Source organism: Nocardia sp. NPDC101769, assembly GCF_044766925.1.
In the GTDB taxonomy this organism is placed as follows: Bacteria; Actinomycetota; Actinomycetes; order Mycobacteriales; family Mycobacteriaceae; genus Nocardia.
The window spans coordinates 49,474-57,707 of the sequence record NZ_JBIWMX010000018.1 but is presented as its reverse complement, the minus strand read 5'-3'; the positions used below and the strand labels follow the sequence as shown (position 1 = coordinate 57,707).

Annotated in this window: 9 protein-coding genes; 2 read left to right on the top strand and 7 right to left on the bottom strand. The window is 69.8% G+C overall.

What is annotated here, in order from left to right:
- Positions 1 to 280 precede the first annotated feature (280 nt).
- Positions 281 to 1,474: a hypothetical protein gene (locus ACIRRA_RS26110; protein ID WP_402773024.1), complete on the top strand. Its 1,194-nt coding sequence runs from the start codon at positions 281 to 283 to the stop codon at positions 1,472 to 1,474.
- 107 nt (positions 1,475 to 1,581) lie between these two features.
- Here the strand turns inward: ACIRRA_RS26110 and ACIRRA_RS26105 are convergent, their stop codons facing one another.
- Positions 1,582 to 1,992 carry a MerR family transcriptional regulator gene (locus tag ACIRRA_RS26105; RefSeq protein WP_402773021.1) on the bottom strand — a complete coding sequence of 137 codons (411 nt, stop codon included), beginning with the start codon at positions 1,990 to 1,992 and terminating at the stop codon, positions 1,582 to 1,584.
- A gap of 27 nt (positions 1,993 to 2,019) precedes the next feature.
- Here ACIRRA_RS26105 and ACIRRA_RS26100 point away from each other — a divergent pair, with 27 nt between their 5' ends.
- Entirely contained in the window at positions 2,020 to 3,513 is a 1,494-nt protein-coding gene (locus ACIRRA_RS26100; RefSeq protein WP_402773018.1) for an MFS transporter, read from the top strand.
- Between the two features lie 21 nt (positions 3,514 to 3,534).
- Here the strand turns inward: ACIRRA_RS26100 and ACIRRA_RS26095 are convergent, their stop codons facing one another.
- The 6 genes from ACIRRA_RS26095 to ACIRRA_RS26070 all read right to left on the bottom strand — a co-directional run bounded on the left by ACIRRA_RS26095 (position 3,535) and on the right by ACIRRA_RS26070 (position 8,132).
- Complete coding sequence (locus ACIRRA_RS26095; RefSeq protein ID WP_402773015.1) at positions 3,535 to 3,807, bottom strand: hypothetical protein; 273 nt, start codon at positions 3,805 to 3,807, stop codon at positions 3,535 to 3,537.
- A 211-nt stretch (positions 3,808 to 4,018) separates the two neighbouring features.
- Positions 4,019 to 5,416 (bottom strand): metallophosphoesterase family protein, encoded by a 1,398-nt coding sequence (locus ACIRRA_RS26090; protein ID WP_402773012.1) that lies wholly within the window; start codon positions 5,414 to 5,416, stop codon positions 4,019 to 4,021.
- A 126-nt stretch (positions 5,417 to 5,542) separates the two neighbouring features.
- Positions 5,543 to 6,013 carry a cyanase gene (gene cynS / locus ACIRRA_RS26085; protein WP_356996524.1) on the bottom strand — a complete coding sequence of 157 codons (471 nt, stop codon included), beginning with the start codon at positions 6,011 to 6,013 and terminating at the stop codon, positions 5,543 to 5,545.
- A gap of 73 nt (positions 6,014 to 6,086) precedes the next feature.
- A complete protein-coding gene (locus tag ACIRRA_RS26080) occupies positions 6,087 to 6,695 on the bottom strand; it encodes a carbonic anhydrase (protein WP_402773009.1) in 609 nt (202 codons plus the stop codon).
- Between the two features lie 370 nt (positions 6,696 to 7,065).
- Entirely contained in the window at positions 7,066 to 7,638 is a 573-nt protein-coding gene (locus tag ACIRRA_RS26075; RefSeq protein ID WP_402773006.1) for a M15 family metallopeptidase, read from the bottom strand.
- A 29-nt stretch (positions 7,639 to 7,667) separates the two neighbouring features.
- Entirely contained in the window at positions 7,668 to 8,132 is a 465-nt protein-coding gene (locus ACIRRA_RS26070; protein WP_402773337.1) for a M15 family metallopeptidase, read from the bottom strand.
- Positions 8,133 to 8,234: the final 102 nt, after the last annotated feature.

The window sequence follows — 8,234 nt, the reverse complement described above, 5'->3', positions numbered from 1 at the left end:
GCTTCGCGCATGCGAGTTGCGATTCCTGTGAGATTTCCGCCGAGTCCTATATGGTGATGCCCGAACTCCGCTCGGCAACCCCTCTGGACAGCCGATCGGACGATGTCTTCGTACTGCCCTGACTCCCACTCAATTCCGCGTGTCGCAGCGCGGCGCGCCGTAAGGATTGGACCATCGGCAAATCAACAGTTTCGCGGTTGGGCGTGTATCGACTAGAAATGTTCTCCGTGCCTACCGGAATCACCTGTCAGCCATCGGGACTCCCTGGATGGGGGACCAATTGACGATCGAACATCCGCGCGAGGACGAGGTCACCCAGCTGGCGCAACGGGTCGAGAAGGCCCGGGGACGGCTGGCATACCAATACGATCCCGCTCTCACCGATGTGCTGTCGGAGACCGAGCTCGTCGCCGAGCGTGACCTGGCCGAGCGCATCCGCGAGCAGGAGCGGGCGCAGCGCTGGAAACAGGCCGAGGCCGCGGCATCAGCGGCCGATCGGGCCCGACAGACCACCGTAGAGATTGAGAAGGCCGACATTCGCGACTTGCTGCTGGCGCGCAAGGCGATCGCCGCCCAGCGGCGGGAATCGAGCCCGCACGCCAAACTGGCGTCCCTGTACAAGCATCGGGCGTGGAGTCAGCGCGCGCTCGCCGGCGTGGTCGCGGCCGGCATGCTCTGGTCCGCGGTCAATGTGCAGCACAACATCGCCCCGGGCGGGGCGAGCGATCCGCTGTACTGGTTCAGCTACCTGCTCGAAGGCATGATCAGCGTCTGCCTCGTGATCATCATGATCGGCACCAACAAGGTGGCCGAGTGGGGTGTGATCGACAGCCGCCGGCAGGTCGTGGTGGCCGAGATGGCGCTGCTGGGACTGACCGTCATGCTCAACACCTACCCGTACCTGAAGAACGGCAGCTGGTACGAAGTGGCCGTGCACGCCATCGCACCGGTGATGATCGGTGTGGCGATGCTGATCCACAATGCCGCGGCCGGTCGGTACGGTCTGGCCATTGTGCGTGCCACGGACCAGATCCGGGATCTGCCGGACCCGGGCGAACAAATCCGCCGCTCCATGCCCACCGTCGTCTCCTGGCCCGGCCGCCCTTCCCCCTCGGCGGTGCCGACTCCCACCCCGGCCCTTCCCGCGGCTCCCGCTGAGCCCGAGAAGACCGTCAATGCCGAAGCCCAGGTGGTCGAGCCCCGACCCACTCGGGCCGAAAGCCAGTCGGACACCGCGAAACCCGCCGACAAGGAGCGCCGCTCCGCCACCGGCAAGAGCCGCAAGCCCGAAGAAGAGGACGACCGTTCCCCGCTCGCCGATCTGGCCGATCCGGTCCCGCCGCTGAATGTCTATGACACCGGCCAGTTCCGGATCGCCGAGACCCTCGAGCAGGAACTCGCCGAACTGCAGGCCGCCCGCCGCCGCGCCCGGGCCGCGTCGCGCTCCCGCAACGGCAGCTCCCTCGACGACTGACACTTTTCGCGCCGAATCGGCCGCCGCTGCACCAGCTTCGGCCGATCCGCCCGCCAGCACCCCGGTGACCCGCAGCCAGCGGCACCGGGGTGGCGTCGTTTTCCGGACTAATCCGGCCCTGACAGCAATCCGTCCGGAATGCGGGACGCAATCCGCTCCTGGGCGTGCAGACAGTCCTGAAAGGCCCTGGGGCACTCCAGCGCGTGCTCGATGAGCTCCTTGGTGGTCCGGGCGTGCTCGATGCGGTGCTCGAGCGTGTGGACGTACTCACGCAGCAGATCGGCGTGCGCCATGGGATCCGGGGTCGACAGCAGTGTCTGGAGCTGCCGCACACCGAATCCCGCCTCCCGCGCCAGCAGGATGAGTGCGATCCGGCGCACCTCGCCGGGACCGTAGCGACGCTGCCCGGCCTGCCGACGCGGCGAGATCAGACCCTCGCTCTCCCAATACCGCAGCACATGCGCCGGGATCCCGAACCGTGCGGCCAGCTCGCCGATGGTCAGAGCGCTTGCATTCATGTGCACATTAACCGGCACGGTGACGCCATGCGCAAGACTGCTCCCGCGGCAACCGGCCGCGACATCGAATTCGCCTGGACGCCCGGCCTGCTCGTGGCGCTCGCCGCACTGTGCCTGGCCCAATTGCTCGAGACCATCGACATCACCGTCGTCAATGTGGCCCTGCCCGCGCTGCGCGCCGGACTGAGCTTTTCCGCGGCCACCCTGCACTGGGTGATCACCGGCTACACCGTCTGCTTCGGCGGCTGCCTGCTGCTCGGCGGCCGCCTCGGTGACCTGCTCGGCCATCGGCGAGTATTCGCGTACGGCACCGCGGTATTCGCGCTCGCCTCGCTGGCGTGCGCGCTGGCCGGCGGTGCGGGCGAGTTCGTGGCGGCGCGCGGCGTGCAAGGGGTGGCGGCCGGATTCGTATCGCCGATGACCCTGGCACTGCTGGCCACCCTCTTTCCCGAGGGCAGGCCCCGCACGGTCGCGGTGACCGTGTGGGGTGCGGCCACGGCGGTCAGCGGATCACTGGGTTTCGTGGCCGGCGGGCTGCTGGTGGACGGGCCCGGCTGGCGCTGGATCTTCGCCGTCAATCCGGTGATCTGCGGTGTGGTCATCGCGGCGGTGCTGCGGTTCGTCCCGGCGTCCGCGCCCGCCGCGCGGGGCCGGTTCGACGTGGTGGGCGCGATCGTATCCACCTGTGCCGCCGGGCTGCTCGTCTACGGGGTGACGCAGATCGGTGTGCGCGGCGGGAATTCGCCGGACGCGCTGGTTCCGCTCGTCCTCGCCGCGCTGCTGCTGGCGTATTTCGTCCTCCACGAGGCGCGCCTCGCCGCCCATCCCCTGATCCCGGTGCGGCTGTTCGCCGTGCGCACGGTGGCGGCGGCGAACCTGGCCCAGTTCCTGATCTCCGGGGCCATCTACGCCCTGTTCTATCTGCTGTCGCTGCAGCTGCAGCAGACACTCGGCCGCAATGCCGTCGGCACCGGGCTGGCCCTCGTGCCGTTCAGCCTGCTGTTGCTGGTGTGCGCGGGCTCGGGCCCGCTCATGGTGCGCTACATCGGTTTCCGGGGCAGTATCGCCGCGGGCGGGCTGCTCGGTGCGGCGGGCATGCTGCTGCTGGCGCACACCGCGACCGCCGGCGACGCGACGCGTGCGGTGATCCTGCCATCGCTGGTCGTGGCGTCCGGTTTCGCACTGACCTTCGTCCCGATCACGGTGGCCGCGGTCACCGGTGTGCCGTCCGCGCAGCACGGCATCGCGTCCGGGCTGGTGAATGTGACCCGGACACTCGGCGGCGCAATCGGTCTCGCGGTGATCGCCGCGGCCGCGAGCGACCGGTCGGATCGCTTGCGCGGCAGCGGTCACACCATCGACGCAGCCCTGGCGAGCGGATTCCGTCTCGGCTACCAGCTGTGTGCGGTGCTGCCGGCCCTCGCGGCCGTGACAGCGCTCCTGCTGCTGCGCGGTGAGGGACGCGGACGCGTGCGGACGCCGAGCCCGTTCCCCGAAACGGCCGGGCCGGTATCGAACTGACGCCGGGTCTCGTACCGAGACTCAGTGAGTGCCCGGCCGGGCGGTATCGGCGGGCACCACCACCGCCGAGCGTGGCTGGGCCGGGGTGCCCGTGTGCTGGAGATAGCCGAGCCAGCCGGTGCCGACGAAGATGGCCAGCAGCACCGCGGTGGGCAGTTCGAAAACCAGCCAGCCGGCGGCGAATACGTCATCTCGGACAGGGTCGGCGGGGCGCCCGGCTACGCGAACGGGTGGGCGCTGGTGCCGGAGTGTGCCGTGATTCGTACGGTACTGCCTGCCCTGCCTGCCCACCATGCCTCCGTTGCTAGAGAAGCGCCGAACCCAGGATGCCGAACCCGCGGCACGCGCGCAGCGGTGAACGAAGGGACATCGCGACGTCCGATCGGGCCTGGGTAGCTCGTCCAGGTGGGGGTGGCGCGCACTCGCATCGGCAGTATGCCGAACAGCACGGGCATTGTGGGCGTATTGACCGGACCTACCGGTGCGTCAACCGGTGTGTCCCTGGTCAACTCGCCGAGGTCTCCGCGCGCAGGCCGGAGAAATCACGCCGGACGACATGATTGCGATCGACAAAACTGCCCAGTGCGTGATCGGGGTGCATGCCCAGGTACTGGCTGCGGGTACGCGTGCTCCACCGCCGCGCCGCCTCGGACCGGGTCTTGCAGAAGTTCACCATGTAGCCACCCTCGTAGACCCGCACCAGGGTGTACCCGCCCGGGTATTCCTTGACCGCGCCCACTTCGAGGAATTCCACGCCGATCCCGGAATCGGGGCGGCTCAGCCGATTCCGGTGCGTGTGGCCGCTGTGGTGCAGGAACACCCCGGGCGCGGTGGCGTAGAGGGCGTGCAGCGCGGCCGCGTTGAACCGGTCCAGCACGAAACCGGGCCCGCCCGGATTGCTCACCGCCGCATGCCTGGTCACCGGGTGGTGACCGAAGATCAGAGTCGGCCGGTCGGGTTCGCCGCGCAACAGTTCGCGCAGGTGGGCCAGCTGCACCGGGTCGAGGGTGCCGCCGGCGCCGCGCGCCCGGGTGGTGTCGAGCCCGATGAGCCGCAGGCCGCCCACGAAGTATTCGACGAGGCGGTCCCGGGCATGGAACACCGCACCCCAGTGGTCGGTCTCCTCCGGTGGCCGGACATCGTGATTTCCCCTGCACACGAAGTAATCCCGGCCCAGATTGCCCCATTGGTCCAGACTGTCCCGGACTCCGCTCGACTGCTCGGCCGTCCCCGAATCGGTCAGATCGCCCGCAACCACCAGATGGTCCGCCCCGCGATCCGGGAGGCGCAGATCCTCCAGCATGGCCTGCAGCATGAACTCCGGATACTCGTCGGTACCGTGCCGCAGGCCTTCGAAGAGTCCCGCGAACAGGCCACTGGCCGGTTCACCGTAGTGCAGGTCGTTGGCCAGGGCGAGGGTCCGCAGCAGCCGCCCCGGCGGTGGCGTCAAGGTGGTGAAAATACCGGTGGATTCGGGGGTTCCGGACCGTCGCGTCACCAGCGTCCGGGCGGGCACCGCACGCTGCCCGTCGGAGTACGCCTCGAATCGATAGGCCCGCCCCGGTTCCAGATCCCGGATCTCGGCGTAGTGGTACGGCGTTCGCATGCCCTCGAACACCTGGACACGGGCCACGCCGCGCCCGTCGGCGGGAGCGATGCGCAGCTCGGTGTCGGCGGGCGCGGGCCGCAGCCGCCCGGCCCGGTTCCGCGTCCGGGTCGTCCAGGTGATGACGGCCGAATGATCGGTCACCGTAACGACTTCCAGATCCGAGGCCACCACGGCCTCGCGCTGCGCCCGCCGCGCCTGGGCAGCGAACACCGGGCGCGGCGTGCGCACGGCGACGGCCGCCGCCCCGCTCGCCGCATTGGCCAGCCACATGGTCCGAAGTCGCGGTTCCAGCATCACATCTCCGTCCGCCGTGATCCTCCAGCCGCGACGGTACGGTCACCAGTTGAACCGCCAGGTGCCCGGACATGACCGATCAGCTTCCGATTCCGGACATTCAGGTCATCTCCGGGCGACCGGGCGTCAGAACGGCTTGGTGGGCAGGTACTTTCCATCCAGCGTGATGACCGCGCGCTCGCCGCCCTCGGGGTCGGCGACCTTCTTGACGTCGAGCTTGAAGTTGATGGCCGAGATGATGCCGTCACCGAACTGCTCGTGCACCAGGGCCTTCAGCGTGGTGCCGTAGACCTGCAGCATCTCGTAGAAGCGGTAGATGGTCGGATCGGTCGGCACGCCACCGGGAATCGAGCCGCGCAGCGGGATGGTCTGCAGCAGCCGGGCGGCGTCGTCGTCGAGCTCGAGCAGTTCGGCCACCGCAAGCGCGGACTTCTCCGGCAGCGGGTGCTGGCCCAGCACCGCGGCGGTGGTGAAGGCAACCGACAGGCCGGCCGCGTCGGCGATCTGCTGCCAGGTCAGGTCCTTGGCGATCTTGGCGGCGACGGCGGCATCGGCCAGCGCCTCGCGGGCGGTCGGATCGAACTGTGCGTGCACCATGGCGGTGCCTCCTTTCGGGAAACCGTTTCGCGGACGCGAAATCGGAGATCGGAATTCGGAGGGAAAACGGGAATCAGGCTGCGAGAGCGCTGAACTCGCCCCCGGCACCGAGCGCCTCGACGCGGCCGGTGCCGATGTCGTACACCCAGCCGTGCAGGGTGAGGGTCCGCCGGGACAGCGCCCGTGCCACCGCGGGATGGGTGGCGAGGTTGGCCAGCTGTGCCACCACATTGTGACGAACCAGCGCGGAAACCGCTGCGGCACCGGTGATGTCGGGATCGACCAGCGCCCGGGCGGCGTCGGCGTGCCCCAGCCAGCCCGCGACCGCGGGCAGCGTCGAGAGGTCCTGCCCCTCGGACAGCGCGGTCATGGCGCCGCAGGCCGAGTGCCCGCACACCACGATGTCGGTGACACCGAGGACACCCACCGCGTACTCGATGCTCGCCACCACACCGTCCGCCGCGCCCGGGGTGTGCGGCGGCACCAGGTTGCCGGCGGTGCGGATGACGAAGAGTTCCCCGGCCTCGGCAGACGTGATCAGTTCCGGCACCACGCGGGCATCGGAGCAGCCGATGAACAGCGCGCCCGGCCGGTGGTCACCGGCGAGGCGGGCGAACAGCCCGGCCTTGGCCGGGAAGACATCGCGCTGGAACCGTCCGAGGCCGGCTGCGAGGTTCGGCATGGGAACTCCTCTCCGAGGGCGACGACCCAGGTGGGCCGACCTGCTCTACCCTGCCCGAGCTGTAGCTATAGTGTCCAAGACTTGATATCGATCCAATCGATTACTGCAATCTATAGCTGCTGGGTGACACCCGAACCGCGTCTATGCTGCGGTCCCCGCGAATTCCGGACGGGCCCTCGGCACTGCTCATCGCGGCGCCTGCCATGCCGGCTGCGGGACTGTACGAGGCTGTCTTCATCGCCGCGAGCGGCAGCACCCACTGTCGCCCGGTGAGCCCCGGTGGAGACTCCGGGACTGCGCTCGACGCGGAGGACACCTCCACCATCAGTGCGGATTGCTGTGCCGCCCAGAGTCTCCCGGGGAGAGCGGGTCAGCGGTCGCTGGCGTCGGGGAGGCGGGCCGGGCAAGGGCCGTCGGGGGTGGTGGCCAATTCGTAGTGCCACCACTCGTTGTCGTACATGCGGCACAGGCCCCAGTGGGAGCCGTTGTCCTCCAGCCACTGTGCGCCCTCGCGGGGGCCTACATCGATGGCTTCGCCTGTGACGTGGGTGGATTCGTTCGGGGGAAGCACCCAGCGGCGCGCGGCCTCGGGGCTGCCGTAGGTCTGGAGGCCGTCCTCCCACAGGGCTTCCTGTTCGGCGGGAGTGCGGTAGCCGGAGGTGATCCAGAGGGAGACGCCGGCATTGTGGGCTTCGGTGGCTGCGGCGTTGTAGGCGGTGGCCAGGCGGGGGTCCAGGCCGTCGGTGCCCGTGGCGATGTCCTTCGCTGCGGGCAGGCCCTCGCCGGCGGGTGCCGCGTCCGAAAGCTGCTGGGCGGCAGCGTGTGCCGCGGTGAGTGAACCGCCCATCAGACCGGCGCTCGCCAGGACGGCCACGGCGGCCGCTCTGCGGGAACCCGGCGGTCGCCGCCGGGCGGTCGACAGGGCAGCGCTCTGCACACCCATCCACTTGTCTCCTGGCTCGACGGTCACGGTCACCGGCTGCTCGCGTCGGGCAGGCGGGCGGGGCAGGCGAAGCCCGGGAGGGTGGCCAGTTCGAAGTGCCACCACTCGTTGTCGTACATGCGGCACAGGCCCCAGCGGTTGCCGTTCGCTTCCAGCCACTCCGCGCCCTGGCGCGGGCCGACGTCGATGGCCCGGCCTGTGACGTGGGTGGATTCACTGGGCGGCAGCACCCAGCGGCGCGCGGCGTCGGGGCTGCCGTAGGTGCGAATTCCGTCCTCCCACAGGGCTTCCTGCTCCGCGGGGGTGCGGTAGCCGGAGACGATCCACAGCGGCACCCCCTGCCCCTGCGCGTCGGCGAGCGCGAACTTGTAGGCCAGCGCCAGCCACGGGTCCAGGCCGTCGGTTTCGCTCGTGACCGGGGTGGCGATCGGTCCGTTGGTCACGGCGGGACGCGCCGGTTCGGCATGGGCGAAAGGCAGTGCGCCCCCGAGCATTCCGGCCCCGGCGAGCAGCGCGAGGACCGTGTAGCGGCCGCCGCGACGCCGGGCGGAAGGCCCCGGATCGGGGTGGTGCCGGGGTTCGATCCGGTGGGCCCT

Excerpts from the sequence above, each read along its gene's own strand:
- ACIRRA_RS26105 (WP_402773021.1), bottom strand. The coding sequence starts at position 1,992 with ATGAATGCAAGCGCTCTGACCATCGGCGAGCTGGCCGCACGGTTCGGG.
- ACIRRA_RS26100 (WP_402773018.1), top strand. The coding sequence starts at position 2,020 with ATGCGCAAGACTGCTCCCGCGGCAACCGGCCGCGACATCGAATTCGCC.
- ACIRRA_RS26095 (WP_402773015.1), bottom strand. The coding sequence starts at position 3,807 with ATGGTGGGCAGGCAGGGCAGGCAGTACCGTACGAATCACGGCACACTC.
- ACIRRA_RS26090 (WP_402773012.1), bottom strand. The coding sequence starts at position 5,416 with ATGCTGGAACCGCGACTTCGGACCATGTGGCTGGCCAATGCGGCGAGC.
- cynS (WP_356996524.1), bottom strand. The coding sequence starts at position 6,013 with ATGGTGCACGCACAGTTCGATCCGACCGCCCGCGAGGCGCTGGCCGAT.
- ACIRRA_RS26080 (WP_402773009.1), bottom strand. The coding sequence starts at position 6,695 with ATGCCGAACCTCGCAGCCGGCCTCGGACGGTTCCAGCGCGATGTCTTC.
- ACIRRA_RS26075 (WP_402773006.1), bottom strand. The coding sequence starts at position 7,638 with ATGGGTGTGCAGAGCGCTGCCCTGTCGACCGCCCGGCGGCGACCGCCG.
- ACIRRA_RS26070 (WP_402773337.1), bottom strand. The coding sequence starts at position 8,132 with ATGCTCGGGGGCGCACTGCCTTTCGCCCATGCCGAACCGGCGCGTCCC.